The sequence below is a fragment of the Mycolicibacterium holsaticum DSM 44478 = JCM 12374 genome (genome assembly GCF_019645835.1).
In the GTDB taxonomy this organism is placed as follows: Bacteria; Actinomycetota; Actinomycetes; order Mycobacteriales; family Mycobacteriaceae; genus Mycobacterium; species Mycobacterium holsaticum.
In genome coordinates this window covers 3,354,963-3,374,380 of record NZ_CP080998.1, presented here as the reverse complement: position 1 = coordinate 3,374,380, position 19,418 = coordinate 3,354,963, and the positions used below count along the sequence as shown (strand labels likewise).

At 68.2% G+C, this 19,418-nt stretch carries 19 protein-coding genes; 15 read left to right on the top strand and 4 right to left on the bottom strand.

Annotation, left to right across the window (positions count from 1 at the left end; genetic code table 11):
* Window positions 1-5 precede the first annotated feature (5 nt).
* A complete protein-coding gene (locus K3U96_RS16360) occupies window positions 6-176 on the bottom strand; it encodes a hypothetical protein (RefSeq protein WP_230982170.1) in 171 nt (56 codons plus the stop codon).
* 189 nt (window positions 177-365) lie between these two features.
* On the opposite strand from K3U96_RS16360, the gene K3U96_RS16355 reads away from it, so the two are divergent.
* The 8 genes from K3U96_RS16355 (at window position 366) to K3U96_RS16320 (ending at window position 10,240) form a co-directional block, all read left to right on the top strand.
* Window positions 366-1,733 (top strand): glutamine synthetase family protein, encoded by a 1,368-nt coding sequence (locus K3U96_RS16355; RefSeq protein WP_220690390.1) that lies wholly within the window; start codon window positions 366-368, stop codon window positions 1,731-1,733.
* Window positions 1,720-2,475, top strand: a complete 756-nt coding sequence (locus tag K3U96_RS16350) for a gamma-glutamyl-gamma-aminobutyrate hydrolase family protein (protein WP_069406012.1) — start codon at window positions 1,720-1,722, stop codon at window positions 2,473-2,475. Before K3U96_RS16355 ends, K3U96_RS16350 begins: the two co-directional genes overlap by 14 nt.
* Window positions 2,472-3,836, top strand: a complete 1,365-nt coding sequence (locus K3U96_RS16345) for an aldehyde dehydrogenase family protein (RefSeq protein WP_220690389.1) — start codon at window positions 2,472-2,474, stop codon at window positions 3,834-3,836. The genes K3U96_RS16350 and K3U96_RS16345 overlap by 4 nt, the downstream gene beginning before the upstream one ends.
* Window positions 3,837-4,610, top strand: a complete 774-nt coding sequence (locus K3U96_RS16340; protein ID WP_220690388.1) for a 3-oxoacyl-ACP reductase — start codon at window positions 3,837-3,839, stop codon at window positions 4,608-4,610. It abuts the gene before it with no gap.
* Window positions 4,611-4,614: 4 nt separating this feature from the next.
* Window positions 4,615-5,337, top strand: coding sequence for a FadR/GntR family transcriptional regulator (locus K3U96_RS16335; RefSeq protein WP_069406015.1), 723 nt, complete (start codon window positions 4,615-4,617; stop codon window positions 5,335-5,337).
* A gap of 45 nt (window positions 5,338-5,382) precedes the next feature.
* Complete coding sequence (locus K3U96_RS16330; protein WP_220693552.1) at window positions 5,383-5,721, top strand: ArsR/SmtB family transcription factor; 339 nt, start codon at window positions 5,383-5,385, stop codon at window positions 5,719-5,721.
* Between the two features lie 152 nt (window positions 5,722-5,873).
* Window positions 5,874-7,310 carry a PGRS repeat-containing protein gene (locus K3U96_RS16325; protein ID WP_220693709.1) on the top strand — a complete coding sequence of 479 codons (1,437 nt, stop codon included), beginning with the start codon at window positions 5,874-5,876 and terminating at the stop codon, window positions 7,308-7,310.
* Between the two features lie 74 nt (window positions 7,311-7,384).
* Window positions 7,385-10,240 carry an AfsR/SARP family transcriptional regulator gene (locus K3U96_RS16320; RefSeq protein WP_220690387.1) on the top strand — a complete coding sequence of 952 codons (2,856 nt, stop codon included), beginning with the start codon at window positions 7,385-7,387 and terminating at the stop codon, window positions 10,238-10,240.
* A 56-nt stretch (window positions 10,241-10,296) separates the two neighbouring features.
* On the opposite strand, the gene K3U96_RS16315 is transcribed toward K3U96_RS16320, so the two are convergent.
* Window positions 10,297-10,797 carry a hypothetical protein gene (locus tag K3U96_RS16315; protein WP_084223334.1) on the bottom strand — a complete coding sequence of 167 codons (501 nt, stop codon included), beginning with the start codon at window positions 10,795-10,797 and terminating at the stop codon, window positions 10,297-10,299.
* A gap of 263 nt (window positions 10,798-11,060) precedes the next feature.
* Between K3U96_RS16315 and K3U96_RS16310 the strand changes: the two genes are divergently transcribed.
* The 5 genes from K3U96_RS16310 to K3U96_RS16290 all read left to right on the top strand — a co-directional run bounded on the left by K3U96_RS16310 (window position 11,061) and on the right by K3U96_RS16290 (window position 14,520).
* Complete coding sequence (locus K3U96_RS16310) at window positions 11,061-11,912, top strand: class I SAM-dependent methyltransferase (RefSeq protein ID WP_220690386.1); 852 nt, start codon at window positions 11,061-11,063, stop codon at window positions 11,910-11,912.
* 70 nt (window positions 11,913-11,982) lie between these two features.
* Window positions 11,983-12,660 (top strand): energy-coupling factor ABC transporter permease, encoded by a 678-nt coding sequence (locus K3U96_RS16305; protein ID WP_220693551.1) that lies wholly within the window; start codon window positions 11,983-11,985, stop codon window positions 12,658-12,660.
* Window positions 12,657-13,016 (top strand): PDGLE domain-containing protein, encoded by a 360-nt coding sequence (locus tag K3U96_RS16300; protein WP_069406021.1) that lies wholly within the window; start codon window positions 12,657-12,659, stop codon window positions 13,014-13,016. The genes K3U96_RS16305 and K3U96_RS16300 overlap by 4 nt, the downstream gene beginning before the upstream one ends.
* A 2-nt stretch (window positions 13,017-13,018) precedes the next feature.
* A complete protein-coding gene (cbiQ, locus tag K3U96_RS16295; RefSeq protein WP_220690385.1) occupies window positions 13,019-13,792 on the top strand; it encodes a cobalt ECF transporter T component CbiQ in 774 nt (257 codons plus the stop codon).
* Entirely contained in the window at window positions 13,789-14,520 is a 732-nt protein-coding gene (locus K3U96_RS16290; protein ID WP_069406029.1) for an energy-coupling factor ABC transporter ATP-binding protein, read from the top strand. The genes cbiQ and K3U96_RS16290 overlap by 4 nt, the downstream gene beginning before the upstream one ends.
* 13 nt (window positions 14,521-14,533) lie before the next feature.
* Here the strand turns inward: K3U96_RS16290 and mtr are convergent, their stop codons facing one another.
* Both mtr and K3U96_RS16280 read right to left on the bottom strand, forming a co-directional pair.
* Window positions 14,534-15,949 carry a mycothione reductase gene (gene mtr / locus K3U96_RS16285; RefSeq protein ID WP_220690384.1) on the bottom strand — a complete coding sequence of 472 codons (1,416 nt, stop codon included), beginning with the start codon at window positions 15,947-15,949 and terminating at the stop codon, window positions 14,534-14,536.
* Window positions 15,950-15,954: 5 nt separating this feature from the next.
* Entirely contained in the window at window positions 15,955-16,995 is a 1,041-nt protein-coding gene (locus K3U96_RS16280; RefSeq protein WP_220690383.1) for an alpha/beta hydrolase, read from the bottom strand.
* A gap of 122 nt (window positions 16,996-17,117) precedes the next feature.
* On the opposite strand from K3U96_RS16280, the gene K3U96_RS16275 reads away from it, so the two are divergent.
* Together K3U96_RS16275 and K3U96_RS16270 are read left to right on the top strand one after the other, a co-directional pair.
* Window positions 17,118-17,564, top strand: a complete 447-nt coding sequence (locus K3U96_RS16275; RefSeq protein WP_069406024.1) for a GNAT family N-acetyltransferase — start codon at window positions 17,118-17,120, stop codon at window positions 17,562-17,564.
* Window positions 17,561-19,396: a magnesium chelatase subunit D family protein gene (locus K3U96_RS16270; RefSeq protein ID WP_220690382.1), complete on the top strand. Its 1,836-nt coding sequence runs from the start codon at window positions 17,561-17,563 to the stop codon at window positions 19,394-19,396. Before K3U96_RS16275 ends, K3U96_RS16270 begins: the two co-directional genes overlap by 4 nt.
* Window positions 19,397-19,418: the final 22 nt, after the last annotated feature.

Here is a 19,418-nt window from a genome sequence, read left to right as displayed (position 1 = left end):
CGACCCTACCCGTTGATCGGCGGTGCGCGCTTTCCGGCGTTGTGCCGCCGCGCCCCCCGACCGCCCACGTGGCGGGTGTAGAGCCCGAACACCAGCAGCCCGATCACGTAGAACACCACGATCGCGATGATCGCCGGGCGGTACGCCGGGTTCAGCAGCACGCCGACGAACGTCATCGCCGCTGTGCGTTCGCTCTCCCGTTGTCGGCGATGTGGGCCTTACGGAGAATTACCTCCGTAAAGGTCTGATGTCCTACCTTTGGAGTGATAAATCCGTTAACTTCTCGGGGTACAGGCCAGGCGGACAAGCTTCAATGGTTGACTGATCGTCATCTCTCGTCATAGTGGAGGTCGAGGAGGCTGCGGATGAGCACCACAGCAGGGATGTTGTCGCGCGCCGACCTCGAACGCCTGGTGGCCGCCGGCGAGATCGACACGGTGATCGTCGGGTTCTGCGATATGCAGGGCCGGCTGACCGGTAAACGGGTGTCGGGTCGGCTGTTTGTCGAAGAGGTCGCCGAACACGGTGCGGAGTGCTGTAACTACCTGATGGCGGTCGACGTCGACATGAACACCGTCGACGGCTACGCCACGTCGAGTTGGGACACCGGCTACGGGGACATGGTGATGACGCCGGACTTCTCGACGTTGCGGCGCATCCCCTGGCTACCGGGAACCGCGCTGGTGATCGCCGACCTGTGCTGGCATGACCGCAGCCCGGTGACCGCCGCACCGCGCAGCGTGCTCAACCGCCAGATCGACCGGCTCGCCGACCGCGGCCTGGTGCCCTACGTCGGCACCGAACTCGAGTTCATGGTGTTCGACGACGGGTTTCGCGACGCCTGGGCGAAGGGGTACCGCGGGCTGACGCCGGCCTCCGACTACAACGTCGACTACGCGATGATGGCCTCGACACGCATGGAGCCGCTGCTGCGCGACATCCGGCTCGGCATGGCCGGTGCGGGCATGTACTGCGAGGGCGTCAAGGGCGAATGCAACCGCGGCCAGCAGGAGATCGCGTTCCGCTACGACCACGCCCGAATCACCTGCGATAACCACACGATCTACCGCAACGGCGCCAAGGAGATCGCCGACCAGCACGGCAAGAGCCTGACGTTCATGGCGAAGTTCGATGTCCGCGAAGGCAACAGCTGCCACATTCACATCTCGCTGCGCGATCAGCAAGGCTCGGCGGTGTTCGCCGATCCCGACGATGAGCTCGGCATGTCGCCGATGTTTCGCAGTTTCGTCGCGGGGCAGTTGGCCACGATGCGGGAGATGACGTTGATGTGCGCTCCGAACATCAACTCCTACAAGCGTTTTGTCGACGGTAGCTTCGCGCCGACGGCGATCGCCTGGGGGCTGGACAACCGAACGTGTGCGCTGCGCGTCGTCGGCCACGGCCACGGCATGCGGATGGAGAACCGCGCACCCGGCGGCGACGTGAACCAGTATCTCGCGGTGTCGGCGCTTATCGCCGGCGGCATCTATGGCATCGAGCGTGAGCTGGAGCTTCCAGATCCCATGCGCGGCAACGCCTATGCCAGCAGTGCGCAACGGCTGCCGACGACGCTGGCCGAGGCCGCCGAGCTGTTCGGGAAATCCGAGGTTGCCCGCGCGGCGTTCGGCGACGACGTCGTCGAGCACTACCTCAACAATGCGCGGGTGGAACTGGAGGCGTTCAACTCCGCGGTGACCGACTGGGAGAGGGTGCGCGGTTTTGAGCGGCTCTGATTCTGTTCGTCCTGTCCTCGGGTTGACGACTTATCTGCAGCAGGCCCAGACCGGGGTGTGGGACGTGCGGGCCAGCTTTCTTCCGGCGATCTACCTCGACGGCGTCAGCCGCGCAGGCGGTATCGCGGCGCTGCTGCCGCCCCAGCCCGTCGACGACGGAATCGCCGACCGGCTCCTCGCCGGGCTCGACGGGCTCATCATCACCGGCGGGCGAGATGTCATGCCCGCCAGCTACGGCCAGCGGCCACACCCGGCCACCGATGAGGACCTCGCCGACAACCGCATGCGCGACGCGTTGGAGTTCGCGCTGGTGCGCGGCGCGATGCGGCGCGGGATGCCGCTGCTGGGCATCTGCCGCGGCGCGCAGGTGCTCAACGTCGCGCTGGGCGGCACACTGCATCAGCATCTGCCCGACGTGGTGGGCCACACCCATCACCAGCAGGGCAACGCGGTGTTCTCCACGTCGTCGGTGCGCACGGTGCCGGGTACGCGACTGGCCGCGCTGATCGGCGAATCATCGGATGCCCAGTGTTATCACCATCAGGCCATCGACCGGCTCGGCGAGGGGTTGGTCGTCGGCGCCCGCGACGCCGACGGCGTCATCGAGGCGGTGGAAATTCCCGGTGACACCTTTGTTTTGGCGGTGCAGTGGCATCCCGAGGAACGGCTCGACGATCTGCGGTTGTTCGCGGGTGTGGTGGCCGCGGCGGCCGACTATGCAACCGAGAGGTTGGGCGCATGACGACATCGACGATCATCAATCCGGCCACCGAGGAGGTGCTGGACACCGTCGAGCAGACCGACGAGGCCGGTGTGGACGATGCGGTCGCGCGGGCCTCGGCCGCACAGCGCGCATGGGCGCGTCTGGCCCCGGCCGAGCGGGCCGCCGCGCTGCGGTCGTTCGCCGAGGTGGTCGACACCCATGTCGACGAGTTGGCCGAGTTGGAGGTGGCCAACTCCGGGCACCCGATCGGCAACGCCGCATGGGAGGCCGGCCATGTGCGCGACGTGCTGCACTATTACGCCGCCAGCCCGGAACGGCTGTCGGGCAAGCAGATCCCGGTCGCCGGTGGCCTCGACGTCACGTTCCACGAACCGCTGGGCGTCGTCGGCGTCATCACTCCGTGGAACTTCCCGATGACGATCGCCTCGTGGGGGTTCGCCCCCGCGCTGGCCGCGGGCAACGCCGTGCTCGTCAAACCCGCCGAATGGACCCCGCTGACCACGATCCGGCTCGGGGAGTTGGCCGTCGAGGCCGGGCTGCCCGCCGACCTGTTCTGTGTGCTGCCGGGCAAGGGTTCGGTGGTGGGGGAACGGTTCGTCACGCACCCCGATGTGCGCAAGATCGTGTTCACCGGTTCCACCGAGGTCGGCACCCGCGTGATGGCCGGGGCCGCCGCGCAGGTCAAACGCGTCACGTTGGAGTTGGGCGGCAAGAGCGCCAACATCGTGTTCGACGACTGCGACCTGGAGAAGGCGGCGGCCACCGCCCCGTACGGGGTGTTCGACAACGCCGGCCAGGACTGCTGTGCGCGCAGCCGGATCCTGGTGCAACGCAACGTTTATGACCGGTTCATGGAGCTGTTGGAGCCCGCGGTCAAGGGGGTGGTGGTGGGTGACCCCCGCGCCGAAGGCACCGAGATGGGGCCGCTGGTGTCCAGGACGCACTTCGACACCGTCGCGTCCTACGTGCCCGACGACGCGGCCGTCGCGTTCCGGGGTCACGCCCCGTCGGGTCCGGGCTACTGGTTTGCGCCCACGGTCCTGACGCCGCAGCGCACCGACCGCACCGTGCGCGAGGAGATCTTCGGTCCGGTGGTCACGGTGCTGGCGTTCGACGACGAAGCCGACGCGATCGCACTGGCCAACGACACGGCCTACGGGTTGTCCGGTTCGATCTGGACCGACAACCTGTCGCGGGCGGTGCGGGTGTCGCGGGCCGTGGAAGCCGGGAACCTGTCGGTGAATTCGCACTCGTCGGTGCGTTACCACACCCCGTTCGGCGGGTTCAAGCAGTCCGGGCTCGGCCGTGAACTCGGCCCCGATGCGCCGCTGTCGTTCACCGAAACCAAGAACGTCTTCTTCGCAGTCGAGGAGAGCTGAATGGACCTGTCGCAGCGACTCAAAGACAAGGTCGCCGTTGTCACCGGCGGGGCGAGCGGTATCGGGCTGGCGGCCGTCAAGCGGATGCGCGACGAAGGGGCGATCGTCGTCATCGGCGACGTCGACGCGACGGTTGGCAAATCTGTCGCGAACGACCTCAACGTGACCTTCGTGCAGGTCGACGTCTCCGACCAGGTCGAGGTGGACCGCTTGTTCGACACCGCATTCGAATTGCACGGCGCGGTCGACATCGCGTTCAACAACGCCGGCATCAGCCCGCCGGAGGACGACCTCATCGAGAACACCAGCACCGACGCGTGGGACCGCGTGCAGGACGTCAACCTCAAATCGGTGTTCTTCTGTTGCAAGGCGGCCCTGCGCCACATGGTGCCCCATCAGCGCGGGTCGATCATCAACACCGCGTCGTTCGTCGCGGTGATGGGGTCGGCGACCTCGCAGATCTCCTACACCGCCTCCAAGGGCGGCGTGCTGGCGGTATCGCGCGAACTCGGGGTGCAGTACGCGCGTCAGGGCATCCGGGTCAACGCGCTGTGCCCGGGCCCGGTGAACACCCCGCTGTTACAGGAACTGTTCGCCAAGGATCCAGAACGGGCCGCGCGGCGGCTGGTGCACGTGCCGGTCGGCCGGTTCGCCGAACCCGACGAGATCGCCGCCGCGGTGGCGTTTTTGGCCAGCGACGACGCGTCGTTCATCACCGCATCGACGTTCCTGGTCGACGGCGGTATCAGCGGCCACTACGTGACCCCGCTCTAAGACCATGACTGCCGATCCGGATGCCCCACTGGTCAGCGAGGCGCTGCTGCGGCCGGTGCGGCTCGGCAACGCGTTCGAGGACACCGTCGGGCGGCTGTTGCAGACGATCAAGCTCGGCGTGCTGCAGCCGGGCGAATCGCTGCCGCCCGAACGCGAACTCGCCGCGCGGCTCGGCGTCAGCCGCGACACCGTGCGCGAGGCGATCAAATCGCTGGCCGACGCGGGCTACCTGGTGTCGCGGCGCGGTCGCTACGGCGGCACGTTCCTGGCCGACGAGCTGCCCAGGATCACCGACGACGCGGACGAGGTGACCCGTGCGCAGATCGACGACGCGCTGCGGCTGCGGGAGATCCTCGAGGTGGGCGCCGCGCGGATGGCGGCCGGCCGCACGCTGACCGCCGCTGAGCGCGACGTGCTGTGGACCCGCTTGACCGATGTGCGTGGTGCGGCGCCCGACGACTACCGGCGACTGGACTCCCGGCTGCACCTGACCATCGCCGAAGCCGCCGGATCGCCATCGCTGGTGCCGGTACTCGCCGAGAACAGGATGTGTCTCAACGCGCTGCTGGACCGGATACCGTTACTGCGGCGCAACATCGAGCACTCCGATGAACAGCACGAAGCGATCGTGATGGCTATCCTCGCCGGCGATGCCGACGCCGCAGCCGAGGCGATGCGAGTCCACGTCGAAGGCTCGGCCACGCTGTTGCACGGCTTCCTGGACTAGGGCGGACGCCGCCGTTACGTGGATTTCGGTCCCGGCTGGATTAGATTGTGGGCAGTGGAAACGCGCAGCGACCAGGCAAAGGTGGAACGGGCGGCGTCGGCACTGGCCGACGTCGACTCCGCGGTGTGGACGCAGCGCTTCGACCTGCTGTCGGACCCCAACCGGCTGGAGATCCTGCTCACCCTGCACCGCGCGCCGGGCATCTGCGTGGGTGACCTCGCCGCCGCGCTGGGCCGGTCGGAGAACGCCGTATCGCAGGCCCTTCGGGTGCTGCGCCAGCAGGGCTGGGTGAGCTCGACACGGGTCGGGCGCTCGGTCAGCTACCGACTCGAAGACGAGATCGTGCACGACCTGCTGCACTGGATCGGTGCCCGGCACGGCTGAGAGCCGTTCCACGCCTCCTTGGCGCGTGAACATCGCATTGGCGGCTGTCACCTGAGCATTTCATCGCCGCTTCAGCGTCGTTGAACGTACGCGGATCACCGTTGAGCCATCAGATGGCAACGCTGGGCTGCGGCCGGCATGACGTTTTGGAGATGACGATGGTCAAACACATGGGACTCGTCACGAAGTCCGATACCCGTCACGGCGTGTACGTCGGGCGCGTCGGGGTGCTCGCGGTCGCGTTCGGGGTGTTCGCGCTTGCACCGGCGTCCGGAGGGACGCCGGAACTGCGATCGACGACAACGGCCAACCCGGCTGCGGCAGTGTCTACGCTGTCGGCAACGCAGTTGCCTGCGCCGGCACCCGTGGTCGCGCGACTACCGTTGCCGTCGGTCACGCCGGTGCCGTCGGCCCCGGTATCCCCGGAACCGGGCGACGGGGGTGCTTCCGCTTCGATCCGCGCCGACGACGACGCTTCGCCGTGGGCTCGAGTTGCCGGCCATACCTCGCTCGTGTTCACCACCGCGGCGCGCACTCCCGCGCGAACCGTCGCACCCACTCGCGGGCCCGCGACGGCCCTGCCCGCGGTCACCGGCCTCGCGCCCGGTCGCGACCCGATCAGCGCGATGATCGGTGTGTTCATCAGCAACGGCGACGAACCAGGTGAGAACGGTGGACTGTTGATCGGCAACGGTGCCGATGGCGGGCCGGGGCAGAACGGCGGTCGCGGCGGGTTGCTGCTGGGCAACGGCGGCAACGGTGGAAACGGTGTGTACGGCCAGCGCGGCGGTGACGGCGGACAGGCCGGGTTGTTCGGCAACGGTGGCAACGGTGGTCTCGGCGGAGCGGGTGCACGCGGTGGCGACGGCGGTAACGCGGTGATGTTCGGCAATGGCGGCGACGGCGGGCACGGCGGTGCCGCGGTCAGTTCGAACGTCGCCAGCGCCATCGGCGGCCACGGTGGAAACGGCGGCAACGGCGGCGCCATCAGAGGCAATGGCGGTCGAGGTGGAAACGGCGCGTTTGCACAAACCGACAAGGGCGTAGCGACCGCCGGAACCGGTGGCAACGGAGGCGCACCCGGGACGTTCGGCAACGGCGGTGCCGGCGGCAACGGCGGCAACGCGGTAACCATCAGCGGCACCGCCAATCCAGGCGCGGGCGGCAATGGCGGCGACGCCAAGGCGCTTGGCGACGGTGGCAGCGGGGGTGACGGCGGCGATGGGACCGCCGCCGGGACCGGCGGATTCGCCGGCGGTAACGCCGGAGGAGACGGGGGTGACGGCGGCGCCCTTTCCGGTGCAGCGGGCAACGGCGGCGCGGGAGGTGATGGAACGAGCGTCTCAACGCGGGCCGCAGGCGGCACCGGCGGCGAAGGGGGGCACGGTGGCCCGAGGTCACCGGGTGGCCGCGGCGGCGACGGCGGCGGGGCCAAGTCCACCACAGGTCAGGCCGTCGGTGGTGACGGCGGCGACGGCGGCGACGGCGGTGCGGGGGCAGCAGGCGGAACCGGCGGCACCGGAGGTACCGGAAACGGGAACCCGACGAGCAAGAACGGTGCCAACGGCAGCAACGGCGCAGCCGGCTAGCGCCGCAGGCCAGCGGCCCGGTTACCCCCGAAACCGGCCCCGGGCCGTGGACAACTGAGGGACGCTGTATCCCGATGGCGGTGGAGTTCCGGATACTCGGCGAAGTCGAGGCGTACAGCGACGGGCGGCGCCTCGACATCGGTCATGCGCGCCAACGCTGCGTGCTCGTCTGCCTGCTCGTCGACGTCAACCGGCCCATCTCGACAGATCAGCTGATCAACCGGGTATGGGCCGATGACCCCCCGTACAAGGCGCGTAACGCATTGGCAGCCTACATATCCCGGTTGCGGCAGCTGTTGGCGACCGATGATGTCGAGATCGTCCGCGGGCCCGCCGGTTACGTGCTGAGGGCCGATCCGATGTCGATCGACCTGCATCGGTTCCGGCACCTGGCTTCCGCGGCACGAGCATGTGCGAATTCTGGTGAGGCGACAGTGCTTTTCAATGAGGCCCTGGACCTTTGGCGGGGTAAGCCGTTCGAGCTCATCGATGCGCCGTGGGCGAACGGCGTGCGCGAAGCCCTCGAACTGGATCGTCTTTCAGTGATGTTGGACCGCAACGATGTCGCGTTGGATGCCGGTAGGCACTTCGATGTGCTTGCGGAACTGACCACGGCACTGGACCAGCATTCGCTTGACGAACGGATGGCCGGCCAGTTGATGCTCGCCCAGTACCGCAGCGGACGCCAGGCCGATGCGTTGGACACCTACCGCGCGATGCGTGAGCGGCTCGTCGAGCAGCTCGGTGTGGACCCGAGCCCGTCGCTGCAAGCGGTGCACCGACAGATTCTCGATGGCGACCTGACGCATCCGATCGAACAACCCACCACCGCATCGCGCGATGCGCATTCGCGCGGCGGGCTGCCCCGCCGGACCACCCGGCTCATCGGCCGCGACGACGACACGGTCCGCGTCGGAGCCGCCGTGACAAACGGCTCGCTGGTCACGCTCACCGGGGTGGGAGGGGTCGGCAAGACCGTCCTCGCGCTCGAGGTGGCCGGTCGGAATCAGAGCCGTTTCGCCGACGGCGCCTGGTTCTGCGAACTCGCGCCGCTCGACGACGGCGCGGCGGTGGGCCACGCCGTCGCGGCGAGCCTGCGGTTACAGGAGAAGGCGGGGGTGGGAATCGAGGGGACGGTGATCGAATTCCTGCGCGCGCGCCAGGTCTTGTTGGTGATCGACAACTGCGAGCACGTTCTCGACGCATGCGCACACCTGGTCGAACGGATCACGCGCGAGTGCCCGCAGGTCTGCGTGCTGGCCACCAGCAGAAGACCGCTCGCCCTCGCAGGTGAGCAGGTCATTCCCGTCGACACCCTCCCGGGCGGGCCGGCCGCCGAACTGTTCGCCGAGCGGGCGAAGGCCAGCCGGCCGGATTTCGACCTCGACAAGGAGCCGGTCGGTGCGGTCGCCGAGATCTGCCGACGCGTCGATGGACTGCCACTCGCGATCGAGTTGGCCGCCGCCCGAATGCGAGTGATGAACAGCCTGGAAGTGGCCCGTCGCCTGGACCGGCTCCGGCTGCTCAGTGGGGGTGCACGTAGCGCGCACCCCAGGCAGCAGAGCCTGGCTGCGACGATCGACTGGTCATACCGACTTCTCGACGAAGACGAACAATCGTTGTTCGCGCGGCTGTCGATCTTCGCCGGCGGGTTCGATCTCGCTGCAGCGCACGCGGTTTGCGGGGCGGACGGCGCGGCCGAGGACGACACACTCGAGCTGCTTATCGGGCTGGTCGACAAGTCGATGGTGACGGTACGCAGCGGCGCCGACAGGACCCGCTACGGGATTCTGGAAACTCTGCGCGAATACGGCCGCCAACGGCTGCGCGAGAACGGACGCGACACCGAATACGCGCTGCGGCACGCGGTGTACTTCGCTGAGCTCGGCGAGCGCGCGGCTGTCGGAATGCATGGCGCCGACGAGAAAGCGTGGGTGGAGCGGACGCTGCCGGACTACGACAACTTTCGCGTGGCCTTCGACCGCGCGATGCTCGACGGCGACGTCGACGTCGCGCTCCGGCTCATCGCGTCGTCGGCCGAACTCATACATCTGCGGGTCGGTTACGAGTCGGCGGACTGGGCGCAACGAGTTCTCCCACTGGCCAAGCCTGACCACCGCCTCTACGCCGCTGCCGTGGGCCTAGCCGCCCGGGGTGCCTGGAACCGCGGCGATTACCCGCGGTCGCGAGCGTTGGCGGCGCTTGCAGAGGGGCGTGCCCCCGGTGCAGGAAGCGGTCGGGTGGCGTACCCAGCTGACGTGCTCGCCGACGTGGCCATGTACGAGGGGGACGTCGCCTCGGTGCTGGCGTACTACACATCAGAATTGGAACGGGCCCGTGGTGATGGTGATCCGATCCGCTTGGTGTGGACCCTGTACTACGTAGCGATATGCCACGCGCTGTTGCACACCCCGCACGCCGGCCTGCCTTTTGCCGAGGAATCAGTACGCGTCGCGGACGCAACGGCCAATCCGACGGCACAGTCGATGGCTCGCTACGCGCTGGGCCAGGTGCTCAAGAAGGCCGATCCGCAGCGGGCGCAAGCGCTGTTCGATGAGGCGGCAGAACTTGCCGCATCGGTGCAGAACTTCGGGTGGCACGGCCTCGCGTTGAGGGAGGCCGCCGCCATCCGTGCCGTGCATGCTGATCCAGCGACCGCTGCGCGGATATTCGTTGAAGTGCTGGATATTTGGGACCGGGTTGGCGATTGGAGCAATCAGTGGCCAAGCCTGCAGTACGTGGCGAAGTTGCTGGTCCGCCTCGGTGCCGGAGATGATGCTCGAGCACTGCACCGTGTCCTCGTCGACGCCGGCAAGGCATCGCCGACGATCCTCGCGCAGATGGCCACCGTGCCCCAAGACCCCGACGACGTGCTGACCGCCGCCGCAGCGGTCGCACGCGCGCGTACCGCGCTGCTGCGCTACTTCTGAAACAACACCCTCCGCTGCAATTGATTTCGCGGTACGGCGGCCCGTCGTACGTCGGATCAGAAGAGGCCGGTGATGACCTGCGAGGTCTGAATCCTGATCTTACAATCGGAGTCCTTGAAGTGCGCTTGGGCATAGATCTCGTCGTTGTCGTCGAGAACGCCGCTGTCCTCGTTCAAGAAACTCTTCCTCAGCTGGATCTGGGTTCGGTACTCCAAGCCTTGCGAAGTCGCCTTCAGGTAGCCATCAGGGTTGTCGTGGGCACCGAGGACCGGCTTGAAGTGTATGTATCGGGCGTCTTCGTTTCCCTCGTCGTCGCCGAAGACGTAGTAGTTCATACCGCCTTGGCAGTCACCGTTGTTGATGTTGTTGAGGAAGCCGACCGCGTCGGCTTGCGGCATCGGAAAGCGTCCAAGTATGGCCAGCAGGTAGTTTCCCTGGTTCTGAGGGTCCTGGATGATGTGCAGCGTCGCGCCCGTCGGGCCGGGCGCCGCCGAAGCCGGCGCCGGACCGGTCATCAGCCCGAAAGCGGTGCCGACCGCTGCCGCACCACTCGTCATCCATGCCACTGCTTTTCGTGCTTTCATTTCACTTCTCCTGTTCTGATGAGCCGCATTACGGCTTGGGATAGACGGTTCAACGGTGTGCGGAGACGTTTCGGTGACGCTGACGCGTTCATGAAATGTGCTCGTCGAGCCCGGCTCGCAGCACTCATGCCGACGCGACCGACGAATGAGCAGGCGATTTCACGATGGTCGAAGGCCTGCCGAACGTCGGGGCCGCAACCTGGAATCGTCACTCACCAAACCCGAAGGAGATCGAAATGACTGCTGTCGACGTCGAAGCAGACCGGAAACTGAAGGCAAACCACCGGACGATGTGGGCGTCCGGCGATTACCCGGCGTTGGCCACGCAGATGATCGCGGAGTTGGGCCGAGAACTCGTACGTGCCTGCGGCGTTCGACCGGGCGACCGGGTCCTCGACGTGGCAGCCGGCTCCGGCAACGCGTCGATCCCAGCCGCGGCCGCCGGCGGCATCGTCACCGCCAGCGATCTCACACCGGAACTCTTCGCACCCGGAAAGACATCCGCCGACCAGCACGGTGTCGAGTTGGAATGGGTCGAAGCCGATGCCGAGGCGTTGCCGTTCGCCGACAGCAGCTTTGACATCGTGATGTCCTGTGTCGGTGTGATGTTCGCTCCGCATCACCAGGCCGCTGCCGACGAGATGGTTCGGGTGGTACGTCCCGGCGGGACGATCGCGATGATCAACTGGACGCCGCAGGGTTTCATCGGAAACCTGTTCGCGACGATGAAGCCGTACGCCCCGCCGCCACCACCGGGTGCCGTCGCGCCGCCGCTGTGGGGCGACGAGGCGTACGTCTTGGCCCTGTTCGGTGACCGGGTCAGCGCCCTGACGATGCGACGGCAGACCGTCGTACTCGACGGGTGTGCCGACCCGACAGAGTTCCGCGAGTACTGGAAACGCAACTACGGCCCCACCATCGCGACGTACGCGTTCAACGCCGGTCGGCCCGATCAGGTCCAGGCGCTCGACCGTGACTTCCTCGACTTCCTCACCGACTGGAACCGCGGCCAGCCGGGGCGGGCGTACTGGGAGGCGGAGTACCTGCTGGTCACCGCGACAAAGCGGGAGCCCGCCACGTTCACATGAACACCTGTTCAGCTAGACATATATAGGTGCCCGGTCTTAGGCTCGGGTGGTGACTGTCCAACACGTCGCCATGCATATGAGCGACGGCATCGTCAACGCGCCGACGTCGGCGGTGTGCGGCCTCATCGCGGTGGTCGTCGTCGGGTTCAGCGCGATGAAGGCGCGCACCGAACTCGACGAGCGCACCGTGCCGTTGGCCGGTCTCGTCGCGGCGTTCATCTTCGCGGTGCAGATGATCAACTTCCCGATTCTGCCCGGCGTCAGCGGCCACCTGCTGGGTGGCGCGCTGGCGGCGATCCTGGTCGGTCCGTACACCGGGGCGCTGTGCATCGCGATCGTGCTGGTGGTGCAGTCGCTGCTGTTCGCCGATGGCGGCGTCACCGCGCTGGGCACCAACATCATCAACATGGCGGTCATCGGCGTCGCGGCCGGCTACGCGACGGCGGTGGCGCTGTACAGCCTGGCCCGCAGGCGCGCGGAAATCCCGGTAGGCGCCCTGGGCATCGTGGCTTTTATCGCTGGGCTGGTCGGCACCGTGTGCGCGGCAATGGGATTCGTCGTCGAGTACGCGATCGGTGGAGCTTCGGCCACGTCGATGGGCGCGGTCACCGGCTACATGCTGGGCACCCACGCGCTGATCGGAGTCGGTGAGGGCCTGATCACCGCGGTGACCGTGATGGCGGTCGCGCGGGCGCGCCCCGATCTGGTCTACCTTCTGCGCCGGGCACGCACCGGGGTGCCCGCATGAAGTCGCGTTGGCAGTTCTGGGTCGGGTTCGCGGTCGTCACGCTGCTGATCGCGGGGGTGGTGTCGTACTTCGCCAGCTCCAGCCCGGACGGCCTGGACGCCACGACGCTGCGCGGCTGCGAGGTCATCGAGACCGCCGACGGTGAGCAGTTGCGCGGCGACTGCATCGCCCAGCACGCCGACGAGCATGGCCTCGCGGCGTCACCGCTGGCCGACTACGCGATCGGCGGACGTGACGGCACCGGTGGACTGGCCGGGATCGTCGGGGTGCTGGCCACGGTCGTGGTCGCGGGCTCGGCGTTCTGGTTGATCAGCCGCACCCGCCGGACCGGCGACGACGCCGAGAGCCGACGCTAGCGATGGGCGCTGGTGCCCACCCGCTCTACCGCCACGACGATTCGGCGGTGCACCGGGCACCCGCCGAGGTGAAGATCGTCTGCCTGCTGGTGTTCGTGCTCGCCGTCGTGGCCACCCCGCGGGAGATGTTCTGGCCGTTCGCCGTTTACGCGACGGTCATCGTCGCGGTGTGGCGGCTGGCGCGGATCCCGCTGCGCTGGGTGCTGCCGCGGATGCTGATCGAGGCCCCGTTTCTGGTGCTGGCGGTGCTGCTGCCGTTCGCCGAGGGCGGTACCGGCGTCGAGGTTGCCGGACTGCAGCTTTCGGTGAGCGGGCTGTGGGCTGCGTGGGGCATCGTCATCAAGGGCACGCTCGGCGTGGCCGCCGCGCTGACCGTCGCGGCCACTACCTCGACGACCGAGTTGCCCGCCGCGCTGGGCCGGCTGGGTGTGCCCGCCGTGGCGACGTCGGTGCTGGTGCTGATGATCCGATACGTCGACCTGCTGGCCGCTGAGGCCGGCCGGATGCGGATGGCCCGGATCTCGCGCGGCGACTCCCCGCGGGCACTGCATCAGGCCGGTGCGATCGCCAAGGGCATCGGTGCGTTGTTCCTGCGGTCCTACGAGCGTGGTGAGCGGGTGTACGTCGCGATGCTGTCCCGCGGATTCGACGGCAGGGCACCGGATCTGGCGGTCATCGGGGCGCCGCCGCGGGCGGCCGCCGCGCAGTGGGCCGTCGCGCTGATCCCGGCGTACGCCGCCGTCGCGGTTTCGGTGCTGGCGTGGGTGACGCGATGACGGCGATCGACATCGAGGCGTTGCGCTACGTCTACCCCGACGGGCAGGTCGCGCTCGACCATGTCGACCTCACCGTCGCACCCGGCGAGCGGATCGCCGTCCTGGGCCCCAACGGCGCGGGTAAGACCACGCTGATGCTGCACCTCAACGGTGTGCTCACCGCCACGTCCGGTGCGGTCGAGATCTGCGGTATCCCGTTGAACCGCAAGACGGTTCAAGACATCCGCCGACGGGTCGGGTTGGTGTTCCAGGACCCCGACGACCAGCTGTTCATGCCGACCGTCGCGCAGGACGTCGCGTTCGGCCCGGCCAATTTCGGTGTGCGCGGTGACGCGCTGGCCACCCGCGTGACCCGGGCGTTGGACGCGGTGTCGTTGGCCGACCACGCCGACCGCAGCCCGACGCATCTGTCCGCCGGGCAGCGCAGGCGCGCCGCGCTGGCCACCGTGTTGGCCTGCGAGCCCGACATTCTCGTTCTCGACGAACCGTCGGCCAATCTCGACCCGGTCGCGCGCCGGGAGCTGGCCGAGGCGCTGGCCGGGCTGGAGGCCACGATGCTGATCGTCACCCACGACCTGCCCTATGCGGCCCAACTGTGCGAGCGGGCGGTCGTGATGGACAGCGGTGTCATCGTCGCCGACGGCGCGATCAACGAGATCCTCGCCGACGCCGACCTGCTCGCCGCGCACCGCCTCGAGCTGCCGTGGGGGTTCTCGGTCACCACCTGATCGCACCCAACCGCTAGTGCCGCTTCGACGGCGGCCACGGCGGTTCACCGCACAGCGCCAGCAACGCGTTCTCGACGACCTCGGGCAGCGCGGGGTGGATCCAGTACTGACCGCGCGCCATCTCCTGGGCCGGCAGGCCGAAACTCATCGCCTGAATAACGGGCTGAATCAGCGACGACGCCTGGTGGCCCATGATGTGTGCGCCCAGGATGAGGCCGGTGTCACCGTCGACGATCACCTTGACGATGCCGGTGGTGTCTTCCATCGCCCATCCGTAGGCGACGTCGCCGTAGTCCTGCACTTTGACCCGGACATCGAAACCCTGTGCCCGCGCCTGGTTTTCGGTGAGCCCGACGCTGGCGATCTGCGGGTCGGTGAACACCGCCGACGGCACGTAGCGGTGATCGGAGGTCATCAGCGCGTCGGTGTCGTCCCAGTCCTGCAGCAGGTTGTGTCGCACCACCCGGGCTTCGTGGTTGGCCACGTGTTTGAGCTGGTACTCCGACGACACGTCACCGAGGGCGAAAACACCCCGGGCGGTGGTTCGCTGGTACTCGTCGACGACGACGCGGCCGTCGCCGGTCACCTTGACCCCGGCCTGTTCGGCGTCGAGCAGATCACCGTTGGGCACCCGGCCGGTCGCCACCAGCAGCGCGTCACCGCGCACCTTGGTGCCGTCCTGACACGTGATCTCGACACCGTCGCCGACTCGCCGCGCGTCGGCCACTTCGTGATGGTCGCGGATCGACCACTTCTTGGCCGCGAGATCAGTGAAGCGCATGGTGATTTCGTCGTCGTGGCCGCGCAGCAGCGTGCTACCGCGCAGCAACAGGGTGACCTGACTGCCCAGCGCGGAGAAGATGTGGGCGAACTCGCAGCCGATGAAGCCGCCGCCGACGATGATCAGATGTTCGGGCACGTCGGCGATGCGCATGATGGTGTCGCTGGTGTGGTAGGGCACCCCGCATTCGGCGATGGCTTCCGGAATCACCGCCCGTGAGCCGGCCGCGACCACGACCTGATCGGCGGTGAACTCGTCGCCGTCGGCCGTGCGCAGCGTGTAGCGGCCGTCGGGTCTCGTCGGCCCGAACCGGGTATGGCTGGCGAACACCTCGACGTTGGGTGATGCACGGCGGTAGTTCTCGCCGCTGAGCGCGATCGGATCGACGCGGCCGAAGACCCGCGAGACGATGTCGGGCCACCGCACCCCCTCGAGCTCGGCGTCGACGCCGTATCGCGCTGACTCCCTGATGTGTTGGGCGATGTCGGCGGCGTAGACGAACATCTTCGTCGGGATGCAGCCGACGTTGAGGCAGGTACCGCCGAACACCCCTTGTTCGCAGATCGCCACCGTCTTGTCGGTGTAGCGCTCGTCGAGAATCGAGTTGCCCGAACCGGTGCCGATGATCGCGATGTCGAAGTGGGCCATGGTGTTCATCCTCGTTCGGATTGCGGGACGGTGTCCGGTGATTCGTTCACGTACCAGTCGAGCCACCGGTCGAGCTCGCGGTAGGCCTGCTGGCGGGACTGCGGGACGGACAGGAACACGTCATGTTTGGCGTCGACGATCGGCACAACGGTGCTGCGGTTGCCGATACAGCCCGCCCATCGGGCGATCTGACCGACATCCAGTACCGCGTCGCCGCGTTGGATCGTCTCGACCTGGTCGGTGACCTCTCGCACGCTGCGGTCCGAGCGCAGGATGAGGTTGGGCACCCCGACGTCGAGGCCGCGGTGCAGCCGGGCTTGGCCGCGCCGGATGGCGTGCAGCCAGCCGAGCGTCACCGGAAACCCGCCGATCGGTTTCCATTTCAGGTCGTAGTCGAATTCGCCGTAATAGTCGCGATGCAGCGTCGCGCCGTAGCCACCGTCGGCGGGACGACGCACGATCATGCGCTTGCGCCAGCGCGATGCCGCGCGGATCGCCGCGGTCGTCGGCACCGTGCGCAGCACCGCCGGCCCCTGCAGATCCAGCCACGGGCTGTTGAGGACCAGGCCGGCCACCCGCTTGCGTGCGGTCAGGCCCCGGCGGCGCAGCCGGTCCAGCCACAGCGACACGATCAGACCGCCCGCCGAGTGCCCGTAGACCAGCACGCTGGCCGCCTGCAGCTCGGTGGCGATCACGTCGAGCGCCTGTTCGAGTTCGGTGTCGTACCGCGACAGGTCGGTGGTGAAGTGCGGTGTCTGCCCCTCGCGCCAGGACCGGCCGCATTTGTGCAGATCCAACGCGTAGAACGCGAAGCCGCGCGCGGCGAAGTGATCCGCGAGTTCGGTGTTGAAGAAGTAGTCGGTGAACCCGTGCACCAGCAGCACGGCGCGGGTCGCCGCCGGGTCGGCCGCCCCGCGGCGCACCAGGGTGGCCACCAGCTCACCTTCCCCGTCGGGGTCGGTACCGAGCAGAAACGAATGCTGCCGGTAACCGGGCAGCACATCGGCCTGCCATTCGGGCACGCTTGCAACCTTAGTCGCCGACATACGGGCGGCGGTTTCCCGTTAACGCGGCGGGCTAACCTGAGATGACTGTGCCCAACGGGTGATGCGACGACGGAGGACCGACAACCAGTGCCTGACCACGTACCGATGGCGGTGGCCGCGCAATGACCGTCGCGCTGCGTCGCAGTTGGGCCAAGGACCTCGACGCCGCGACGCTCTACGAGCTGCTCAAGCTGCGCGTCGAGGTGTTCGTCGTCGAGCAGGCCACCCCCTATCCCGAGCTGGACGGTCGTGACCTGCTCGCCGAGACCCGGCACTTCTGGCTGGAAGGCGCCGACGGCGAAGTCATCTGCACGCTGCGGCTGATGGAGGAACATCCGGGTGGGCAGAAAGGATTTCGGATCGGCCGGGTGTGCACCAAACGCGACGCGCGCGGACAGGGCCAGGCCACCCGGCTGCTGCAGGCCGCGCTGGCCGAAGTCGGCGACTACCCGTGCCGCATCGACGCGCAGATCTACCTGGAGGAGATGTATGCCCACCACGGGTTCGTCCGTGACGGCGAAGAGTTTCTTGACGACGGCATCCCTCATGTGCCGATGGTGAAGCGATGACGTACCCGTTCAGCGCGATCGTCGGCCACGACCGGTTACGGCTGGCCCTGGTGTTGTGCGCGATTCGCCCGGACATCGGCGGTGTGCTGATCCGGGGGGAGAAGGGCACCGCGAAGTCGACCGCCGTGCGCGGCCTGGCCGCGGTACTGGCCGCCGTGGACGAGGGGGCGTCGCTGGTCGAGTTGCCGATCGGCGCCACCGAAGACCGCGTGGTCGGCTCGCTGGACCTGCAGAAGGTGCTGCGCGACGGCGAGCATGCGTTCTCACCGGGGCTGCTGGCCCGCGCGCACGGCGGCGTGCTCTACGTCGACGAGGTGAACCTGCTGCACGACCACCTGGTCGACGTGCTGCTGGACGCGGCGGCGATGGGTCGGGTGCACATCGAACGCGACGGCGTCTCGCACAGCCACGACGCCCGCTTCGTGCTCATCGGCACCATGAATCCCGAAGAGGGCGAACTGCGTCCGCAGCTGCTGGACAGGTTCGGCCTGACCGTGGACGTGCGGGCCTCCCGCGACGTCGACGTCCGCGTCGACGTCATCCGGCAGCGCATGGCCTACGAGGCCGATCCGACGGGGTTCGCCGGGTCCTACGCCGGCGACGACGCCGAGCTGGCCCGGCGGATCGCCACCGCCCGCGCGGCCGTCAACGCAGTGACGTTGCCGGACAGCGAGTTACGGCGTATCGCAGCGCTGTGCGCAGCGTTCGACGTCGACGGTATGCGCGCCGACCTCGTGGTCGCGCGCACGGCCGTGGCCCATGCCGCATGGCGGGGCGCCGACACCGTCGTCGAAGAAGACATTCGGGTCGCAGCCGAGCTGGCGTTACCGCACCGTCGGCGCCGCGATCCGTTCGACGATCCCGGGCTGGATCCCGAACAGCTCGACCAGGCGATGGAAGAGGCCGGTCAGTCCGCCGAACCGGAACAGGAACCCGAGCCCGACCCGGATCCGGACTTCGATCCGCCTGGCGGCGGCGAGGCGACCCCCGGAGATACTGGGCCGCAAGGCAGCACGAGCAGCACCACCAAGCCGAGCGCGTCGCCGTCGGCGGTGTACCGGACGCGTTCGCTGGTGGTTCCCGGGGTGGGGGAGGGCGCACCCGGCCGTCGGTCGCGGGCACGCAACCGCACCGGTAAGACGATCGCGGCCACCCCCGACCGGGAGGCTGGCCACGGCGTGCACGTGTTCGGCACGGTGCTGGCCGCCGCGGAGCGCCAACGTGGCGCGGGCCGGCCGCGTCCGGGGCCTGACGACGTGCGCCGCGCCATCCGGGAGGGCCGGGAGGGCAACCTGGTGATCTTCGTCGTCGACGCGTCGGGGTCGATGGCCGCGCGCGACCGGATGGCAGCCGTGGGCGGTGCCGCGCTGTCGCTGCTGCGCGATGCCTACCAGCGCCGCGACAAGGTCGCGGTGATCACGTTCCGCCAGCAGGACGCCCAGCTGCTGTTGCCGCCGACGTCGTCGGTGCACATCGCCAGCCGCCGGTTGGCCCGCTTCGATACCGGCGGGAAAACACCGCTGGCACAAGGCCTGTTGGCCGCGCGCGATGTGGTGGTCCGGGAGAAGGCGCGGGATCGGGCGCGACGCAGCCTGGTGGTGGTGCTCACCGACGGGCGCGCGACCGGTGGTCCCGACCCGCTGGGACGCACCCGCCAAGCCGCGGCCCGGCTGGTGGCCGAGGGAGCGGCGGCCGTCGTGGTCGACTGTGAAACGTCCTATGTGCGACTGGGTTTGGCCCAGCAGCTGGCCGATCAGCTGGGTGCGCCCGCGGTGCGGCTGGCGCAACTGCGCGCCGACAACCTCACCGACGTGATCCGCACCGCCGCCTGATCTGGGATCCACACGAAGTAGG